The 18,615-nt window shown below is 60.4% G+C and carries 16 protein-coding genes; 4 read left to right on the forward strand and 12 right to left on the reverse strand.

Annotation, left to right across the window (positions count from 1 at the left end; translation table 11 throughout):
• On the reverse strand, positions 1-294 hold the full coding sequence (locus AC1RM7_RS15550; RefSeq protein ID WP_006019880.1) for a hypothetical protein: 294 nt from the start codon (positions 292-294) through the stop codon (positions 1-3).
• A 229-nt stretch (positions 295-523) separates the two neighbouring features.
• On the opposite strand from AC1RM7_RS15550, the gene AC1RM7_RS15555 reads away from it, so the two are divergent.
• Positions 524-1,798, forward strand: coding sequence for a c-type cytochrome (locus AC1RM7_RS15555; RefSeq protein ID WP_034459381.1), 1,275 nt, complete (start codon positions 524-526; stop codon positions 1,796-1,798).
• Between the two features lie 12 nt (positions 1,799-1,810).
• Here the strand turns inward: AC1RM7_RS15555 and AC1RM7_RS15560 are convergent, their stop codons facing one another.
• Positions 1,811-3,433: an ABC-F family ATP-binding cassette domain-containing protein gene (locus AC1RM7_RS15560; protein ID WP_006019878.1), complete on the reverse strand. Its 1,623-nt coding sequence runs from the start codon at positions 3,431-3,433 to the stop codon at positions 1,811-1,813.
• Between the two features lie 272 nt (positions 3,434-3,705).
• Here AC1RM7_RS15560 and AC1RM7_RS15565 point away from each other — a divergent pair, with 272 nt between their 5' ends.
• Together AC1RM7_RS15565 and AC1RM7_RS15570 are read left to right on the forward strand one after the other, a co-directional pair.
• Complete coding sequence (locus AC1RM7_RS15565; RefSeq protein WP_024921005.1) at positions 3,706-4,653, forward strand: AAA family ATPase; 948 nt, start codon at positions 3,706-3,708, stop codon at positions 4,651-4,653.
• A gap of 4 nt (positions 4,654-4,657) precedes the next feature.
• Positions 4,658-6,028 (forward strand): vWA domain-containing protein, encoded by a 1,371-nt coding sequence (locus AC1RM7_RS15570; RefSeq protein WP_024921006.1) that lies wholly within the window; start codon positions 4,658-4,660, stop codon positions 6,026-6,028.
• Between the two features lie 25 nt (positions 6,029-6,053).
• Here AC1RM7_RS15570 and AC1RM7_RS15575 read toward each other — a convergent pair whose 3' ends face one another.
• The 7 genes from AC1RM7_RS15575 to AC1RM7_RS15605 all read right to left on the reverse strand — a co-directional run bounded on the left by AC1RM7_RS15575 (position 6,054) and on the right by AC1RM7_RS15605 (position 13,556).
• Complete coding sequence (locus AC1RM7_RS15575) at positions 6,054-7,856, reverse strand: AMP-dependent synthetase/ligase (protein ID WP_492839273.1); 1,803 nt, start codon at positions 7,854-7,856, stop codon at positions 6,054-6,056.
• Between the two features lie 17 nt (positions 7,857-7,873).
• On the reverse strand, positions 7,874-8,686 hold the full coding sequence (locus AC1RM7_RS15580; protein WP_024921007.1) for an ABC transporter ATP-binding protein: 813 nt from the start codon (positions 8,684-8,686) through the stop codon (positions 7,874-7,876).
• A gap of 5 nt (positions 8,687-8,691) precedes the next feature.
• On the reverse strand, positions 8,692-9,870 hold the full coding sequence (locus AC1RM7_RS15585; protein WP_024921008.1) for an ABC transporter substrate-binding protein: 1,179 nt from the start codon (positions 9,868-9,870) through the stop codon (positions 8,692-8,694).
• A gap of 19 nt (positions 9,871-9,889) precedes the next feature.
• Positions 9,890-10,930, reverse strand: a complete 1,041-nt coding sequence (locus AC1RM7_RS15590; RefSeq protein WP_006019872.1) for a branched-chain amino acid ABC transporter permease — start codon at positions 10,928-10,930, stop codon at positions 9,890-9,892.
• Complete coding sequence (locus AC1RM7_RS15595; protein WP_024921009.1) at positions 10,930-11,808, reverse strand: branched-chain amino acid ABC transporter permease; 879 nt, start codon at positions 11,806-11,808, stop codon at positions 10,930-10,932. Before AC1RM7_RS15595 ends, AC1RM7_RS15590 begins: the two co-directional genes overlap by 1 nt.
• Positions 11,808-12,647, reverse strand: coding sequence for an ABC transporter ATP-binding protein (locus tag AC1RM7_RS15600; protein WP_152544178.1), 840 nt, complete (start codon positions 12,645-12,647; stop codon positions 11,808-11,810). The genes AC1RM7_RS15595 and AC1RM7_RS15600 overlap by 1 nt, the downstream gene beginning before the upstream one ends.
• 132 nt (positions 12,648-12,779) lie before the next feature.
• Positions 12,780-13,556 (reverse strand): FadR/GntR family transcriptional regulator, encoded by a 777-nt coding sequence (locus AC1RM7_RS15605; protein WP_024921011.1) that lies wholly within the window; start codon positions 13,554-13,556, stop codon positions 12,780-12,782.
• 409 nt (positions 13,557-13,965) lie between these two features.
• Here AC1RM7_RS15605 and AC1RM7_RS15610 point away from each other — a divergent pair, with 409 nt between their 5' ends.
• On the forward strand, positions 13,966-15,066 hold the full coding sequence (locus tag AC1RM7_RS15610) for an acyltransferase family protein (RefSeq protein WP_492943894.1): 1,101 nt from the start codon (positions 13,966-13,968) through the stop codon (positions 15,064-15,066).
• On the opposite strand, the gene AC1RM7_RS15615 is transcribed toward AC1RM7_RS15610, so the two are convergent.
• The 3 genes from AC1RM7_RS15615 to AC1RM7_RS15625 form a co-directional block, all read right to left on the reverse strand.
• A complete protein-coding gene (locus AC1RM7_RS15615) occupies positions 15,067-15,855 on the reverse strand; it encodes an enoyl-CoA hydratase/isomerase family protein (RefSeq protein ID WP_024921013.1) in 789 nt (262 codons plus the stop codon). It lies immediately after the preceding gene.
• Between the two features lie 59 nt (positions 15,856-15,914).
• The gene (locus AC1RM7_RS15620; protein WP_024921014.1) at positions 15,915-17,288 is read right to left on the reverse strand and encodes an MFS transporter; all 1,374 of its coding nucleotides are present in this window, start codon (positions 17,286-17,288) and stop codon (positions 15,915-15,917) included.
• Between the two features lie 169 nt (positions 17,289-17,457).
• Positions 17,458-18,561: a substrate-binding periplasmic protein gene (locus AC1RM7_RS15625; RefSeq protein ID WP_024921015.1), complete on the reverse strand. Its 1,104-nt coding sequence runs from the start codon at positions 18,559-18,561 to the stop codon at positions 17,458-17,460.
• Between the last annotated feature and the right edge of the window lie 54 nt (positions 18,562-18,615).

The raw sequence follows: 18,615 nt of genomic DNA on the forward strand, positions 1-18,615 counted from the left end.
CTATTTCGTTTTCGTGTCCGGCGGGCAATCCGGGCTCACCTGCATCGGCTTGCCGTCGCTTTGAACAGTTGGAGCAGCAGAATTGGCATGCCCTCCTGCGGACGGCAGAATAGCGCTTTTTTCCATCGCCATGGAATTCGTCGATGACGAATCCGCCGCCTTGCCCGTCGTTGTGCCAGGGGCCGTGTTGCAACTCGTTTCCTGCTTGTCAGCCGACGGTGCCGGCGTCTGTGCGAAGACAGGCGTCGTTGTGAGAACGCCCACAAGAATGGCTGCGGTGATCCGGTCAATCATTTTGAGGCTCCTGTGAGCGGAAAACATCAAGTATCCGAACAAGGCAAACGCCCGTCCGTGATCATTGTTCCGTTGCAGCCAGTGACGCGCTGACGCAGTGCCTCTTGGGCAGCACTTTATTGGACAGGACTTTCATGCTTCTCTGAACAAGGAATGAAAATGGCTTTTCGAGAAGGAACCACCGGTGCAAGGCGTTGACCGTCGCAACATAAGGGACCGGTTTCGCCTTTTGCTCGCGGTCAGTGTACTCGCCGCGGCAATCGGTGCGATTCCCGCCATCGCGCAGTTACGCGGCCACGGCGGCCCGGTTCGGGCGCTTGCGATTTCATCCGACGGACGCACCCTGCTCTCGGGAAGCTTCGATGGCAGCGCGATTCGCTGGTCGCTTGATCGCGACGCTGCCGAACAAGTGCTGCGATTTCACGCCGATGCCGTCAATGCAACCGCCCTCCTCAGGGATGGCCGCGCAGCAACAGCGGGCGCTGACGGCCGCATTGCAATCTGGACGCCGGGCAAACAGCAGCCTGACAGCGTACTTGAAGGCCACACGGCCCCAATCGCCGCGTTAGCGCTGTCACCGGATGGCGCAGTCCTCGCTTCGGCGGCGTGGGATCACACTGTGCGACTCTGGCCGCTCGCTGGCGGCACAGCGCGCGTGCTCGAGGGCCATACGCAAAACGTCAACGGCGTCGCATTCAGCCCCGATGGCAAATCTCTTGTCAGTGTCAGCTACGACCTCACGGTTCGTATCTGGCCGCTCGACAGCACCGCATCGCCAGCCACTGTGACCCTGCCCGCTCCGCTGAACGCGGTGATCGTGTCCGGTGACGGCGAAATCGCCACCGCCGGCGCAGACGGAAAAATCTATTTCCTCACCGGCGCGGGAAAACCGGATGGCGAAGCTGCCGCAGGGCCGATCCCGGTGATTGCAATGGCAGCATCGAAAGATGGTGCATTGCTCGCGGCAGCGGATGTCCGGGGCTCGGTCGCGATCGTCGATCGCAAAGCGCGCGCACTCGCCCGCAGGCTTGTCGGACCAGGACTTCCGGTGTGGTCGGTGGCGTTCATGCCGGATAACGGCACGCTTTTGACCGGCGGCGCCGACAGCGTGATCCGGCGCTGGAACGCACGCACCGGGGAGCCGATCGGAGCGACGATTCAGGAGAATCCGAACGACCCGCTTGCCGCCTTCGCTGGTGACCGCGGGGCCGAAATTTTTCGGGCTTGCGTGGCATGTCACACGCTCGCACCGGATCAAGGCAACAAGGCTGGTCCGACGTTATCAGGAATTTTCGGACGCAAGATCGCAACGCTGCCGGGCTACAATTTTTCAGAGCCGCTGAAAAAGCTCGACATCGTTTGGACGCCGGAAACAGTGTCGAAGCTGTTCGAGGTCGGCCCGGCGGTCTATACGCCGGGCACAAAAATGCCGGAACAACTGATCGGGTCGCCCGAAGACCGCAACGCGCTAGTGCAGTTTCTGGCGCGTGCCACGAAGAAGTAAGAGCGGCAGTTTTCAGCTCCGCAGGCCGGGCGCCTCGTGACCGGTGCGCGCCACATACTCCGTATAGCCGCCGCCGTACTGGTGGATGCCCTCAGGCGTCAGTTCAAGCACCCGATTGGACAACGCCGCAAGGAAATGCCGGTCATGCGACACGAACAGCATGGTGCCTTCATATTGCGACAGCGCTTCGATCAGCATTTCCTTGGTCGCCATGTCGAGATGGTTGGTCGGTTCGTCCAGCACGAGAAAGTTCGGCGGATCGAACAGCATCTTTGCCATCACCAGCCGCGCCTTCTCGCCACCTGACAGTACGCGACACCTTTTCTCAACGTCGTCGCCGGAGAATCCAAAGCATCCGGCCAGCGCACGCAGCGAACCCTGCCCGGCCTGAGGAAACGAATACTCCAGCTCCTCGAACACCGTGCGTTCGCCGTCGAGCAGATCCATGGCGTGCTGCGCGAAGTATCCCATCTTCACGCTGCCGCCCAGACTCACCATTCCATTGTCGGGCTCTGTGGAACCGGCCACCAGTTTCAGCAGCGTGGATTTACCCGCGCCATTGATGCCCATAACGCACCAGCGCTCCCTGCGCCGCACCGAGAAGTCCAGCCCTTCATAGATGCTGCGGCTGCCATAGCCCTTGTGTACGTTCTTCAAGCTTACGACGTCTTCGCCGGAGCGCGGCGCCGGCAGAAACTCGAAAGCCACAGTCTGGCGGCGCTTCGGCGGCTCGACACGTTCGATCTTGTCCAGCTTCTTGACGCGGCTCTGCACCTGAGCCGCATGCGAGGCGCGCGCCTTGAACCGCTCGATGAACTTGATCTCCTTGGCCAGCATCGCCTGCTGCCGCTCGAACTGCGCCTGCTGCTGCTTTTCGGCAAGTGCGCGCTGCTGCTCGTAGAATTCGTAGTTGCCCGAATATGACGTCAGCGAGCCGCCGTCGATTTCCACCACTTTGGTCACAATGCGGTTCATGAATTCGCGATCGTGCGAGGTCATCAGCAGCATGCCCTCATAGCCTTTGAGGAATTCCTCCAGCCAGATGAGGCTCTCAAGGTCCAGATGGTTGCTCGGTTCGTCGAGCAGCATCGCATCGGGCCGCATCAGCAGAATACGGGCGAGCGCCACGCGCATTTTCCAGCCGCCCGAAAGCGCACCGACGTCGCCGTCCATCATCTCCTGACTGAAACTCAGGCCTGCGAGAACCTCGCGCGCACGACCTTCCAGTGCATAGCCGTCCAGTTCCTCGAAGCGGTGCTGCACCTCGCCATAGCGCTCGATGATGGCGTCCATCTCGTCCGCCTTGTCGGGATCCGCCATGGCGGCCTCGAGTTCTTTCAACTCCGCAGCCACGGAACTGACCGGCCCGGCCCCGTCCATCACCTCGGACACCGCGCTGCGGCCCGACATCTCACCGACATCCTGACTGAAGTAGCCAATGGTCACGCCGCGATCGACGGCCACCTGACCTTCATCAGGAAGCTCCTGGCCGGTGATCATCCGGAACAGTGTCGTCTTGCCTGACCCGTTCGGACCGACGAGGCCAACCTTTTCGCCTCTCTGAAGCGCTGCGGAGGCTTCGATGAAGAGAATCTGATGGCCATTCTGCTTGCTGATATTGTCGAGACGGATCATGTGCACACGAGTCAGGGGAAAAAGTTGCGCCGTCTTAGGCCATGTGGCGCGGCCACGGAAGGGTGCGTATCACCACCAGACCACGCGAATACGACCCCGGAAATTTGCTGTTTCGCAAAAACAAAATAGCTGATCCAGATCAATATCTTACAATGAATTTCTCAAGCAAGATGGACGCCAGCCGCGCAGCATCGTAGCAATGCGCTGATACGCCCTCGCTGACCGGCGACGTCCGGTTTAGGGTGATCTGACAACAGCCGGAGATATCGATCGTGACGGAACATCTGCCGGCGGCTTCCATCGAAGCCGTCGAAACCAGCCTCGCCTCGGCCGGCTATATCGCCAGCCGCCAGATTGCGACCGCGGTCTTTCTCGCGCAGCGAATTGAAAAGCCCATCCTTGTCGAGGGCCCCGCCGGTGTCGGCAAAACCGAGCTTGCCAAGGCTCTCGCCGCCTCGCGCAACCTCTCGATGATCCGCTTGCAGTGTTATGAGGGCCTTGATGAGGCAAAGGCGCTCTACGAGTGGAAATACGCAAAGCAGCTTCTCTATACGCAGATCCTGAAAGACAAGGTCGGCGAAGTCCTCGGCGGGGCTGAAACGCTTCCCGCCGCCCTGAGCCGCTTGCACGATTTTGGCGACGTTTTCTTCTCCCGCGAATTCGTTGAACCACGCCCCCTGTTGCAGGCGCTGCAGCAGACCAACGGCTGCGTATTGCTGATCGACGAAATCGACAAGGCCGACGCGGAGTTCGAGGCTTTGCTTCTGGAGATCCTGTCTGATTTCCAGATCACCATTCCCGAACTCGGAACCATCTCGGCCATCGTGCCGCCGACCGTGATTCTCACCTCGAACGGCGAACGCGACCTCGGCGACGCCCTCAAGCGGCGCTGCCTTCATCTTCACATCGGATTTCCCGATCAGAAGCTGGAAGAGCGGATCATCGAAAGCCGCGTTCCGGGAATCTCGCAATCCCTGCGCAAGCAGATTGTCGGCTTCATCAACGAGGTTCGTACACTCGATCTGAAGAAGCTGCCGTCGGTCAGCGAAACCATCGACTGGGCGCGCGTGCTCGTCCTCCTGGAGGCGCCGGAACTCGACAGCGAGACCGTCAAGGAAACACTGAACGTTCTCCTGAAGTACGAATCGGACATCGAAACCACGTTGCCGCAAGTCAGCGCTTTAGTGGCCAAGGCCGGCCGACAGAACGTATTCGGATAGTGCAATGAGGGAAAACCTTCATCGCTTCTTTCGTGCAGCCCGCGGCGCCGGTGTTCGCATCTCGCCGTCCGAAAGCATGGATGCGATGAGGGCTGTGGCTGACGTCGGTTTTTACGACCGGTCCGTTCTGCGCGACACCTTCCTCGTGACTCTCGCCAAGAGCCAGGAAGAAAAGCGGCTGCTCAGCGACTGCTTCGATGTGTTCTTCGATCATCCCGAACTGACCCAGCCCCTGGCCGATGGCGATCCGGACGCCTCGGACGAACAGCAAGAGGGCTCGGAGGCTGGAGAGACTGAAGGCGCACCCGGCGCGCCCTCCTCCGGGCTCGGCCAACTGGCGCAGACACTTCTTTCGCAAGACCGCGCGGAGATGGAAGCCGCCATCTCCAACGCGGCCAACGCCGCGTCGCTTTCAGACATCCGGTTTTTCACCCAGCGCGGCATCTTTTCCAGCCGGATCCTCGATCTGCTCGGCATTCAGCAACTGCGCGACGATCTCGAGCAACTGGCGCAAACCAATCCTTCCGAAGCCGAGCGGCTTGCTGCCGCGACCGAGGCCCTGCGCGAAAACGTTCGTGATCGTGTCTCACAGGCACTCCTTCTCTACGGGCGCGAAGAAACCGAAAATCTTCGCAACGAAATCCTGAAGAATGCGCCCCTCTCGCAACTCGACCGGCGACAGGTCGAGCAGATGCGCGCGCTCATCCGCGTCATGGCGCGGCGGCTCCGCGAGCGCTACAGCCGGCCCCGCAAGCGCCAGCGGCGTGGGCATCTCGACGTGCGCCGGACCATCCGGCGCAACGCCGCATGGGGCGGCGTTCCGTTCCTGACCACGTGGAAGCGCCGCCACCGCGACAGGCCGAAAATCGTTGCCATCTGTGACGTCAGCGGCTCCGTCGCCAAGGTGTCGGATTTTTTCCTGCTGCTGATTTACAGCCTGCATGAAGTTGTCTCCGATGTGCGCTCTTTCGCGTTCTCGGGTCATCTGGTGGATGTCAGCGACATTCTGGATTCGAAAACGCCGGAGGCCGCGATGGCCGACATCATGTCGCTGGTCGGCCTCGGATCTTCCGACTACGGGAAGTCGCTGGCGGATTTCGAGGCGAAATGGATGCGCCACGTCACGCCGCAGACGACGGTCATCGTGCTCGGAGATGCCCGGACCAACAATCTCAATCCGCGTGCGGACATCCTGCGCCGCATCTCGGAGCGGTCGAAGCGCGTTGTCTGGCTCAACCCCGAAGGGCGCATGATCTGGGGTATGGGTGATTCCGAGATGCCGAGATACGCAACCTATTGCAGCGTCGTGCGGCAGTGTTCGACGGCCCGGCAACTTGAACGCGCCATCTCCGACATCGTGGCGTCTTACCAGTAATTCCGCCCCTGACTACGCATTCGGCCTATCGATAAAGGCTTTCGATCTCGGTCTCGTACTTCTTGTGCACGTTGGCCCGGCGGACCTTCATCGTCGCAGTGACCTCGTCATCATCGTGATCCAGCTCCTTGGTGAGCAGATAGAAGCGACGGATCTGCGAGACCTGCGCGAGTTTCGCGTTGGCGCTGTCGATCTCGGACTGGATCAGTTCACGCAGGCTCGCGTTCTCGGTCAGGTTCTTGAAATTCGTATAGGCGATGCCTTTCTCTTCCGCCCACTTCCCTGCGAGATCGTAATCGATCTGGATCAGGGCGGAGACGAACTTGCGGCCTTCGCCGATAACGATGCATTCCTTGATGAACGGACTCGACTTGACGGTATTCTCGATCTCGGACGGGCTGAGGTTCTTGCCGCCGGCCGTGATCATGATGTCCTTGAGACGGTCAACGATGCGGAAGTGACCGTCAGTGAGTTCCGCGACATCGCCGGTGTGCAGCCAGCCGTCGCGGATCGCGGCTTTGGTCGCCTCCTCGTTACGGTAGTATCCCGCAAACACTGTGTCGCCACGGATGAGAAGCTCATTGGAGTCGCCGAGCTTCGCCTCCATGTGGGCGATGCCGGGTCCCACCGTTCCGACGCGGCGGTCGGAAAGCATCTGCCCGAGCGCGATGCCCGAGCTTTCCGTCAGGCCATAAACCTCGACGAGCGGCACGCCAAGGGTGCGGAAAAAATGCACGATCGATGGCGAAATCGGCGCTGCGCCCGTCATCGCGATGCGGGTTTTCCGCAGGCCAATGAAATTCTGCAAGGCGCGAAAGATCAGCCAGTAGCAAATCGCGAACGTGATGCGCTCAGAGAACGTCCGGCTGGCTGCGTTCTTTTCGGCGAACGGTTCACATGCGGCATAAGCCTTGTCGAAGAGCGCGCGGCGAATGCGCCCCGCTTCAAGCAGCTTGATGTGAATCGACGAATGAAGCTTCTCCCAGATGCGCGGTACGCCGAGAAACATGCTCGGTGCGACCTCCCGGAGATCCTCCTGCACGGTCCGGATCGATTCTCCGAAATTGACCAGCGAGCCGAGATAGACCGGGACCATCACCGTCGTCATCTGCTCGGCGACATGGCACAGCGGCAGATAGGAAAGAAGGCTTTCCGACGCATCGAGATTCAGCCGGTCCACCGAGGCGATCGCCTGTGCGCGAATGTTTTTGTAGCTGAGCATCGCGCCCTTGGGCTTGCCGGTGGAGCCGGAGGTGTAGATCACCAATCCGATCTGCGTGAGCTGCTGCCCGTCCACGATGCCGTCCGTCAGTCTGGCATGGCTCGCCTCGAACTCGACGCCGAGGGCTTCAAGCGCCTCGAACGACATGACCTGATCAGGCGGATAATCCCTGATGCCCTTGGTTTCGAGGACGACGATGCTCCGCAGCTTCGGCAACTCATCGCGCCGCTCCAGAACCTTGTCGACCTGCTCCTGATCCTCGCACACGATGATCTCGGACTCGGAATGGGCCAGCACATAGGCGACTTCGTTGGCTGGGCTGGTCGGATAAACGCCGACCGCGACTCCGTCGACAATGTTTGCGCCGAGTTGCGCCAGCACCCATTCGATCCGGTTTTCGGACAGAATGGCGACATGCCCGCCGGCGCTCAGCCCCAGCGCGCGAAAGCCAAGCCCGACATGGCAGGCGCGCGCGTAATAGTCCTTCCAGCTACACGGATTCCAGATTCCGTATTCCTTCTGCCGGATCGCGACACGTTCAGGATGTTTGCGTGCGTTCTCGCGCAACATCTGCGGCAGCGTGAACTCCGGAAATTTCTCGCTCATGCGATCCTCACACAGCCTCAGGACAGCCAGCGCTTGCGGCGCTTGTAGTGTTTGATCCCACGAAAACCTTTTGTCTCGGCATTTGCTGCGCCGACGCCCAGATAGAATTCACGGACGTCCTGATCGCGTACCAGTTGTTCCGTCGGCCCGTCAGTCACGATCTTCCCGGACTCCATGATGTATCCGTAGGTCGAGACTGCGAAGGCGACCGCCGCATTCTGCTCGACCAGCAGCATCGAGACGCCCTGCTCGCGGTTGATGCGCGCGATGATAGTGAAAATCTCTTCCACCAGTTTCGGCGACAGGCCGAGCGACGGCTCGTCCAGCAACATCAACTCGGGCTGCGCGATCAGCGCGCGCCCGATGGCCAGCATCTGCTGCTCGCCTCCCGACAGGTATCCGGCGCGTCCGGTGCGCCTCTCGAACAGGCGTGGGAAGTAAGTGTATACGAGATCGAACGGCGTCTTACGCCCTGCCCGCCCCGACATGGCATAGGTCGCCGCGGTGAGATTTTCCTCGACCGTCAGGTCTTCAAATATCCTGCGCCCCTCCATCACATGGAAAAGGCCGCTCCGCACCAGTTGATGCGGAGCGAAGCGTGAAATGGCGTCGCCCTTGAAAAGGATTTCGCCGGTCGTCACCTTGCCGTCTTCCAGTTCGAGAAGATTGGAGACGGCCTTGAGCGTGGTCGATTTGCCGGCGCCGTTGGAGCCGAGCAACGCGACCACCGCTCCCTTGTCGACTTTCAACGACAGGCCGCGGAGCACCTGGACCGTCTTGTTATAGACGACCTCGATGTTGTTGACTGAGAGAAGCGCTTCCGCGGTCATTGTCGTTACTTCGCGATCTTGATCCAGTCGGAGACCGGCTTCATGGTCTTGTTCGCGCCGTCATACTGATAGACGCGGCCGACAGGAACGGTATTGCCGGGAATCGAGATCGGCACGCCGATGATGCCGCCGGTGTCGAAGTCCTTGATCGAATTCAGCGAGGCTTTCATGTTGGCCGCGGTGAGTTCCTTCTTGGCGTCAAGCGTGCGCTTGGCGGCTTCCGTCATCAGCATGGCGGTCAGGAAACCCTGCATGTAGCCGGTCGACTGATACTCCGGACGGATCTGCCGGATTTTCTCCAGCATCGGCGACTTGCCTTCCGTGTCGTAATAGTAGCGATACGGCATCACGCCCATGAAGCCGTCGGCGACATCTGCCGACTTCGCCCAGATCGCATTGTCCATCGACCAGAACGTGCCCATGAACTTGGTCTTGAGACCGAGTTGCTTGGCCTGGGTCATGAATTCCGGCAGCGGGGCCAGAATGTAACCATGGAAGATCGTATAGTCGGGATCGGCCCGGCGCAGCTTGAGAACTTCGGTCGAGACGTCGACGCTGGTCGGCGGCGTGGCGATCTTCTCGACGATCTTGAGGCCAAGTTCCCCGGCCCGCTTCTCGGTCGGCGCAATCGGATCGCGGCCGAATTCGGTATCGGAATTGACCAGAGCGATCTTGGCGCCCGGCTTCGTCTTGGCGATGTACTCCAGCAGAATGCCGATCATTTCCGAATAATCAGGACCGGCGATGAACTGGTTGGGGAAATTCTTTGGATCGTTCAGTTCGGTCGCGAAGGACGCACCCGCGAGCATAATATCGCCGCGGCGATTCAGCTCCGCGTTGATGGTCTTCGAGAAGGCGGTGGAGTCTCCGTAATAGAGGTTCACCTTCTCCTGGCTGGTGATACGGTTGAACACCGCCACCGAGTTATCGACCTTGTAGCCGGTGTCTTCGGCCACGTACTTGACCTTGCGGCCATTGATGCCGCCCGCGTCATTGACGATCTTCACATAGTCCTGGAACGCGTTATTCAGCGCGATGCCCGCGAAGGCGAACACGCCGGTCATCGGCATCGATCCGCCGATCACTATCTCGTCGGCGGCGCGTGCCGGAGCGTTAAGACCTAAAGCGAAACAGCCTGCGGCTGCGTAGGACAGCAGCTTCCGCCGCGTTGGAAAGAGTCTCATTGTTGTTTCTCCCTGCATATTACTTTTTGAACGGCCATAGATGGAAGAAGCGCCGCACGCGGCGCCAGATTTCGGCAAGGCCCTGCGGCTCAAACAGCAGGAACCCGATGATCAGCAAGCCGAAAACGATGGTCCGGATCGGTGACAATTGCGCCACCGCATTCGGAATGAAGGTCATGTAGGACACCGCGATCTTCAGGAATTCCGGAACCATGGTCATGAAGATCGCGCCCAGGATCGCGCCGAGAATGGTGCCCATCCCGCCGACGATCACGGCGGCAAGAAAGAACACCGAATAGATCAGCGGGAAGCTTTCGGGAGTGACCACGCGGAAGAAGTAAGCCCACATGCCACCGGCAACGCCCGCATAGAAGGACGACAGCGCGAAAGACAACAGCTTGTACTTCAGCAGCGGAATGCCCAGCACTTCCGCTGAAATATCGCGGTCGCGGATCGCGATGAAGGCGCGGCCGATGCGCGTGCGAAACAGATTGGCCGCCGCGAGGACTGACAGCGCCGTCAGCGGCATGAACAGCCAGTACAACTGGAACGGACGCGCGAGATCGTATCCGAACAGCCGCGCCGGCGGCATGCTGAGCCCTTGCGTTCCGCCGAGGATGGCCGGCCCGTTGGCGAACAGGAAATGCAGAATGAAAGACGCGGCGATGGTGGCGATCGCGAGGTACAGCCCCTTCACCCGCAGACTCGGAATGCCGACAACCATGCCGACACCGGCTGACACAAATCCCGCCACAACAAGATTGATGATGAACGGCGTGCCGACACGTATTTCCAGAATGGCGACAGTATAGGCGCCAACCGACATGAAGGCCGCCTGCCCCAGACTGACAAGGCCGGTATAGCCGGTGAGAATGTTAAGCCCGGTCGTGCTGACGATATGGATCAGGACAAGACAGGCGAGATAGATCCAGTACTGATCGGCGAAGAACGGAAACAGCACCAGCCCCGCGAACAGCACCAGCAGCATGAACCGCTGCACGCTGGTGTCGAACAGCGCTTCTGCCTGAGCGTAAGTTTGATGGATGGCGCCGATACGCATCAGAGTCGCTCGATTTCAACGGTGCCGAACAATCCGTAAGGACGGATCATCAAGGCGACCACGAGAATGATGAAAGTGACGAGCAGCTTGAATTCACCGCCCAAATAAGTGCCGACCAGCGCTTCGACAACGCCGATCGCCAGACCCGCGACGAGCGCGCCGGCAATCGAATCCAGACCCCCGACAATGACGGCGACCAGCACCGACAGACCGAACACACCCATGGTCGGCGAAATACCGCCGATCGATCCGATCAGAATGCCGGCCCCTGCCGCTGCCATGCCCGCGACGATCCACGAGACCGAGAACACCGCCGGCACATTGATGCCACAGGAAAATGCCGCGCCCTGATCGGTCGCAGTGGCGCGCAGTGCGACACCGCCGCGCCATGTGCGGAAGATCAGCAGGAAAGCCGCGATCAGAAGCGTCGCCACCGCGAAACTCACCGCGATTTTCGGCGAGATGTATGCACTGCCGATAAAGATCGGCTTCGACGGCAGGAAGTTCGGCAGCGTCGCAGGATCGCTTCCCCAGACGAATTCAACAAATCCGATCAGCACCGAACTGAGACCGACCGTCACCATGAACACGGAAATTGGACTCTCGCCAAGCATCGGCCGGATCAGAACACGCTCGATGACACCGCCGAGAATGCCGCCGCCGATCACCGTCAATATGATCGCGAGCCAGACCGGAAGCGCGAGCGCAGCGGTCAGCCCGAAGAAGAAATACGCGCACAGCATCAGCATTTCGCCGACCGCGAGATTCAGGACCTTGGTGGCCTTGTAGATCAGAACGAAGGCGATGCCGGTCAGCGCCAGCAACGCCCCCGATCCGAGGCCCGACAGAATGATCTCGGTGAGAAAGAGCCAATCCATTACGCTGCCTTCTCGCCTGCAATGCGCCGCGACAGTTCGCCGACATCGCCCGAGCCCAGATAGGCCGAGATGACGTCGGGGTTGTTCTGAATCTCCGACGGTTTTCCGGTCGCGATCACCTGTCCGAAATTAAGCACGACGACATGGTCCGAAATATCCATCACCAGGCCCATGTCGTGCTCGACCATCAGGATGGTGACACCCCACTCCTCCTTCACGTCGAGAATGAAGCGGGCCATATCCTCGGTCTCTTCGCGGTTCATGCCTGCCACCGGCTCGTCGAGCATCAGGATGCGTGGACGCATGGCGAGCGCGCGCGCCAGTTCGACACGCTTGCGCAGGCCGTAGGACAGCGACGCCACCGGCTGATCGCGGATATGCTCCATCTCAAGAAAGTCGAGAACGCGCCGTTCGATCTCGGAGCGCAGTTCGAGTTCCTCGCGCCGCGCCCGGCCGAAATACCAGAGCGCGTCGAACACGTTCGTTTCCATATGGGCGTGGCGCCCGAGCTTGATGTTGTCGAGCACGGTCATGCCGCGAAACAGCGCGATGTTCTGGAACGTGCGCGCCAGGCCGAGCTTGGCCCGCGCCGGCGGATGCAGTTTGCTGATGTCCTCGCCGCCGAATGCGATGATGCCGGTGGATGGCCGATAGAAGCCGGAGATGCAATTGAACAGCGATGTCTTGCCCGCGCCGTTCGGGCCGATCACCGCCGTGATCGATCCGGGCGCGACTGAAAACGAAACATCGGTCAGCGCCTTCAGGCCGCCGAAAGCCAGCGACAGATTGCTGACGTTCAACTCGGCCGACGATGACGGATCACGATCCCGCATCGTCATGCTGCGCTCCGCGCGATCAGCCCATCGATATCCGGACGAACCGGATTCCCCAACCCTGTCACCACGATCTCCCCTTTGTATTGCCCGGCGCCTTCAGCGCTCTTTTGGCGAAGTGTTTTTAAGACACCGTCCTCATCGCTTTTGTTGCGCCAACAGCGCATGTTCCATGTACATCCGCTCCACGGGCCGATCGAGCGAGTTGCCGGCCCGTTCAAAGCCGCGGCGCCAGTCTTCGACATGCCGCCGCATCCAGACCATACCCTCTTGCTTGTCGCGTTTTCGGATCGCGTCGAGCAGATGATGATGTGCGGCAATCAGACGCGGCATGCCTTCGGCGACATTGCGCACGACCATCTCTGTAGTCGGAAAGAACAGCAGCCCAGCCGGCTCACGCGCGAGTTGCAGCACGCGGTTATGCGATGCCTTGGCGAGCAGAATGTGAAATTCGGCATCCAGCTCGGCGAATGCAGCGGGATTGGCGACGGATTGCTCGGTCTTCTCGATGTTGAGAGCGATCTCGGCGATGTCCTCGTCCGTTGCGTGATCCACCGCATATTCGATGGCGGCAACCTCGAGGATCATGGCGGTCTCGAACAATTCCCGGAATGTGACTTCGTGCAGCACCAGCGCACGGCTGAGTCGGCTTGCCAGCTTGTTATAACGCGGCAGGCAAGCATACAGGCGGCGGCTGGAATCCCGCCGGATCAATCCGCTTTCCTCGAGAACCCGGATACCCTCACGAACCGTCGAGCGATTGACGCCAAACTGCTGAACCAGTTCGGACTCGGTTCCGATCGGGTCATCGGGCTTGATCCGGCCGTTGACGATCTCGCGCTCGATCGCGTCAGCCACCTTTTGATAGGCGGGCGCGACCTCGATGCGTTTGAAGTTCGGGGACGTCGACGACATGAAGGCTCGATGTTGATTGTCGGACAATTGGTAGGGGCGTGTCTTGGGCTCGTCAATGGCCCGTTAGCAGCGACTTTTTTGCTGCATTGCGAAAATTCGTCGGCCAGATTTCACCTTTGTTGTCTTGTCCGACAATACAGACCAACCCGATGGCTTTTGATTGATCCCGTTGCAGTTGCTGGAGAATGTCGCCCTCCCCGCATCCCGGCATTGAACAACCGCGGCCGAGCTGTTCCCCGCGGCGAAAACAAGAGCATGCGGATGCCGGAATTCGATTGGCATCGTTGCAACTGTGCAAATTGACAAAGAGGGTGCCGTAGACGAAATCCGAAGACGGAATTTCCGGTTATATTGCGCCGTCACCGATCAGCAGAGCGGATAACCTATGGTCAGCCAACGACTCCGAGCCGTGGACGGCTTGCGCGGCGTGGCCATCCTGCTGGTGATGGGCTTTCATTATTTTTATCATCTCGAGTCGTTCTACTATAAATCGACGCTGTACCCGTACGGCGAGACGTTCAGCAACGTCCTGATCTTCAAGTACGGCTACATGGGCGTCGAGCTGTTCTTTATCATCTCGGGCTTTGTCATCGCAATGACGCTGGAATCATCGCGATCAGTGATTGATTTCGTGATCCGCAGATTCGTGCGCATCTGGCCCGCGCTGATTGTTTCTGCGATTCTCACATTCTTTCTGCTGAACTGGTCCGATGCGCCGTTCGCCCTCCACCGCCGCCAGTCCTGGCCGAATTTCCTGCCGTCGTTGACGCTGACGCCGCCGTCGCTGTGGTCCGGCTGGTTTCCGAAGGTGGATTACATCACCGGGGTCTACTGGTCGCTGGTGGTCGAGATCCGGTTCTACATGATCGCTGCAATCCTGTTTTGGCTGTTCTCCCGGGAGAAACTCGCGCGCAACCTCGTCATCTTTACACTCGTCGTCTACATCGCCCGCGCCCTGCTGCGGCGCGCGATGCCCGGATACAACGGGGTCTATGATGCCCTATTCATTCCTGATTACCTGCCGTGGTTCGCGGCCGGTGCGGTATTCTACGAACTGTACAAGGAACGGCTCGCCAAAGGCGCAGCGCTTATCATGCTCGCCATGATTTATGCGCTGATCGCGCGGGTCAGCACAAACTACGCGATGATCGGGCGAGATCCGGTCTTCGCCAGCGCCGCTGCGCTGGCATTCATGGTCCTGTTCTGGTTCCTTGCAACAAAGCCGGCATCGATGAGACTTTTTGAAGTTCGCCCGCTGGTCTGGATCGGCGAGTGCAGCTATTCGATCTATCTCTACCACTACGCGGTGGGGATGATCCTCATTTCACAGGTCTCGAAGACCATCGGTCTCGCGCCGCAGCTTTTGCTGGTGGCCGCGATTTCGCTGCTCGTGCTTGCTGTGGGCCGCGTGTCCTATGCGGTGGTTGAGAATCCGGCGCGGCGCTGGCTAACGAAGCTGCTGATCGGCCCGCCGCAGAAACCTGCGGCGGCGGCATCTCCGGCGGAGTAGTTATTTGCCCGTGAAGGTCGGCTGCCGCTTGGCGAGAAACGCGTTGACACCCTCGGCAAAATCCTTCGTACCGATGCACGCGCCAAACGCCTTTGCCTCGGCTTCCATTTGATCGTGCAAGGAATTGTCGAGCGAGCCACGTAGCAGCGCCTTGGCCTGTCCGTAAGCAAATGTCGGCCCATCCGCGAGACGGCGCGCCAGCTTTTCGGTTTCACTGGCGAGATCGGCCGCCGGCACAATGCGGTTGATGAGACCCAGCCGCAGCGCTTCGGGCGCATCGTAGACGTCCGACAGCAGCGCGATTTCCATCGCCTTGCGCAAGCCCACCAGCCGCGGCAGCGTCCATGAAGACGATCCGTCCGGGCTGGTGCCGAGTTTCGAATAGGCCAGCGTGAAAATCGCATTGTCGGCGGCAATCGCAAGATCGGTCGAGAGCGCGATGCTCATGCCTGCCCCAGCGACCGCGCCGTGGAGGCTGGCAATCACCGGCTGGGGCAGCCCCGCCAGAATTTCGAGTCCTTCATGCAGCGGTTCCATGATCGTCGGAACATGCCTGCGCACTTCGTCAGCCGGTCCCTGAAACGCAGAGATATCGCCGCCCGCCATGAAGGCGCGCCCCTCTCCTGCAATGATGACGACACGGTTTTCCTTATCGGCGGCGACGCTTTTGCAGGCGCTCAGAAACGCATCCGCCGCATCCACGCTCAGCGCGTTCAGAACCTTGGGACGATTGAAAACAATGCGCGCAATAGGTCCATCGACCTTCAGAAGCACCGGCTGATCTGACACTCGCATCTCCCTTGACCATTGTTGCTTTGAACAATCGGTAAGCCGGAAAATCCAGAGCGTCAACGCACAGTGAGGCGCAGGAAACTCATGACACAGCCGAGCGCGCCGAAGCCAGCACCCAGCGCCAGCGCGACAGTCGCGCCTTGATGGCCGGCAAGCGCGAAACACAGCGCGGCCAGTGCCGCCCCCAGAGTCTGGCCGATCAGACGCGCGGTCGCGACGATGCCGCTCGCGCCGCCGCTGCGCCCGGCCGGTGCGCTGCCCATGATGGCTTTCATGTTCGGGGACTGGAAGAAGCCGAAACCGCAGCCACAGATCGCCATGCGCCATACGATATCGGCGACGCTCGGCGATGCCGGCAGCATGGCGAGCAGCGCCATACCGATCCCGAGGATGAGAAGCCCCAGTCCGCCCAGCAGGCCGGCGGGATGGCGATCCGACAGACGTCCCGCGATCGGCGCCATGATGGCAACCACGATCGACCACGGAGTCATGAAGAAGCCGGTCTCGACCTGAGTGCGATGAAGAACGTCCTCGAAATAAAACGGCAGCGACACGAAGGCGAGCCCCTGTACCGCGAACGAACAGACCGCGGTTGCGACCGACAGGGAAAACATCGGCCTGCGAAACAGATCGATCGGGAGCATTGGAGCTGGATGATCCGCCTGCCTGCGCAGCAGCCACGCGCCGAAGATCACTGCCCCCGCGAGCTCGATGGCGACAACGCCGACCGGGGCCTTATGCGCGGCGCTGCCGATTCCGAGAATAAAAAGACAGAGGCTGATCGATGTCAGCAGCGCGCCGGGAAAGTCAAAAGCATGAGCCGCGCGCGGCGTTTCCGGCAGGGTCTTGATGCCGATCAGCATCGCAGCCACGCCGAACGGAATGTTGATGGCAAACAGCCACGGCCACGATGCGACCGACAGGATGCCCGAGGCGAGCGCCGGGCCGAGCGTGAACGCGGTTGCGACCACCAGCGCATTGTTGCCAAAGCCGCGCCCGTGAAGCCGGGAGGGATACACGAACCGGACCAGAGCCGTGTTGACGCTCATCACACCGGCAGCCCCCAGTCCTTGCAGCACGCGCGCGATCAGCAGCGTCGGCAATGACCACGCCAACGCGCAGGCCAGCGAGGCAATCGTGAACAGCAGAAGCCCGCCGAGATAGATGCGCTGATGGCCAACGATTTCGCCAAGCGCCGCCAGCGGCAGCAGCGTCGCGACCATGGCGATCTGGTAGACGTTGACGACCCAGATCACGTCGGCCGGCGTCGTGTGCAGGTCAGCCGCAATTGCTGGAAGCGCGATGTTGGCAATAGCGGTGTCGAGCGCCGACATCGCAAGTGCGGTGAAGATCGCCAGCACCGCCCAACGCCGGGTTTCCGGTGGAAGACCATCGGTCACGGGAGGAACCTTCGCCGAAATAGCGTCCATTCGCGAAGTGTCCTGAGGCGTTCGCGCGTTACGTGAGGTGCTTATGTAGCTGGAATAGATGCTGGCCTGCACTGGCGGCATTGCATGCGGCATATGCGCGCGTGTGAATTGCCGGGTGGACCGCGTGGCTTCCGTCGAACTGTTCTGAACGAACCGACCGATCAGCCCCTCAAGGTGAACTGAGAGAGTCCTCTCCGAGGTAGCGGATTCGCGCCTCGCTCCACGACTCCTTCTGCAGGGTGTCGAGGATCGCAATCGACAGCGATTTTCGCAGCGGACTGTCGGGCGGCAACGCAAACGCGTAGTTCTGCGCTTCGATGGAAATGTCCAGCACCTTCAGCCGCGACGCGAAGCCCTGCCGAATGGCCCATGTCAGCAGCGGCTTGTCGTAAACGAACGCATCGATGCGGCCTGCGCGCAAGGCCTTCAATCCGTCGCTGAGCGTCTCGTAGGGCTGAAACTTCAGCTTGCGCCGCAGGAGATCGCCTTCGGACGATGTTCCCTTGACCGTGCCGACCCGCACCGTTTCCAGATCGGAGGCGCCGTAGATCGTGCCCTGAATCTGCGAGGTGGTCAGCACTGACGTCACGCCTGCGGTGAAAACCGCGATTGTAATGACCGACACCACCAGCCAGATGGTCGCGACGCTCCGGCCCAGAATGGTCTGCGGCCCCTTCTCTGCCGACGATCGCTGTGTCATCGCCAGCGTCGACCACCACACGCTGGAACTGATGCCCTTGGTGATGCTGCCGCCAAAATATTCGTTCTGCCGCCGTTCCAATAGCCAGACAAGAATGCCGGCCACCAGCGTCAGTCCGATCAACGCCGCGACGGCTTGTACAAAATTGAAGGACGTCATCGCACGGCGAAGCGTTGCCCAGTTCATCACGCTGACAACGGGAACGGCGATGCCTGTGCCCGTCGAATAATACGACTGCGTGAAATCGAGCACCTTTTCGCGCTCGACGGTGACGGTGATTGCGCCGACGGCGACGTCGAGATTCCCCGCGGCGGTTTGCTGGATCAGCTCGGGCACGTCCCGGATTTCAACGAAACGAAACGTCCGGTTCGTCGCCTTCGCGACCTGCCGCCAAAGCTCGATGCTGAGACCCGACCACGCGCCGTCGGACCCCTTCATCGCAAACGGGGGCGCGTTGTTGACGCCGACCACAAGTTCGCGCTTCGCAGGTGGCGCTGCCTTTTGCGTCTGCGCGTGGGCGAACGGCGGAATGGACAACCACACGAGCACCAGAAAGGCTATCCGCAAGATCATCGTCTCTTCCGCATGTTTTTGAGCTGGTTATCGGTGACGAAGCTGTGACAGAAT

The sequence above is a fragment of the Afipia sp. GW822-FHT03D08 genome (assembly GCF_058801645.1).

Coding starts and splice junctions, on each gene's coding strand:
- AC1RM7_RS15550 (WP_006019880.1), bottom strand. CDS start 294: ATGATTGACCGGATCACCGCAGCCATTCTTGTGGGCGTTCTCACAACG.
- AC1RM7_RS15560 (WP_006019878.1), bottom strand. CDS start 3,433: ATGATCCGTCTCGACAATATCAGCAAGCAGAATGGCCATCAGATTCTC.
- AC1RM7_RS15570 (WP_024921006.1), top strand. CDS start 4,658: ATGAGGGAAAACCTTCATCGCTTCTTTCGTGCAGCCCGCGGCGCCGGT.
- AC1RM7_RS15575 (WP_492839273.1), bottom strand. CDS start 7,856: ATGAGCGAGAAATTTCCGGAGTTCACGCTGCCGCAGATGTTGCGCGAG.
- AC1RM7_RS15580 (WP_024921007.1), bottom strand. CDS start 8,686: ATGACCGCGGAAGCGCTTCTCTCAGTCAACAACATCGAGGTCGTCTAT.
- AC1RM7_RS15585 (WP_024921008.1), bottom strand. CDS start 9,870: ATGAGACTCTTTCCAACGCGGCGGAAGCTGCTGTCCTACGCAGCCGCA.
- AC1RM7_RS15590 (WP_006019872.1), bottom strand. CDS start 10,930: ATGCGTATCGGCGCCATCCATCAAACTTACGCTCAGGCAGAAGCGCTG.
- AC1RM7_RS15595 (WP_024921009.1), bottom strand. CDS start 11,808: ATGGATTGGCTCTTTCTCACCGAGATCATTCTGTCGGGCCTCGGATCG.
- AC1RM7_RS15600 (WP_152544178.1), bottom strand. CDS start 12,647: ATGACGATGCGGGATCGTGATCCGTCATCGTCGGCCGAGTTGAACGTC.
- AC1RM7_RS15605 (WP_024921011.1), bottom strand. CDS start 13,556: ATGTCGTCGACGTCCCCGAACTTCAAACGCATCGAGGTCGCGCCCGCC.
- AC1RM7_RS15620 (WP_024921014.1), bottom strand. CDS start 17,288: ATGGACGCTATTTCGGCGAAGGTTCCTCCCGTGACCGATGGTCTTCCA.
- AC1RM7_RS15625 (WP_024921015.1), bottom strand. CDS start 18,561: ATGATCTTGCGGATAGCCTTTCTGGTGCTCGTGTGGTTGTCCATTCCG.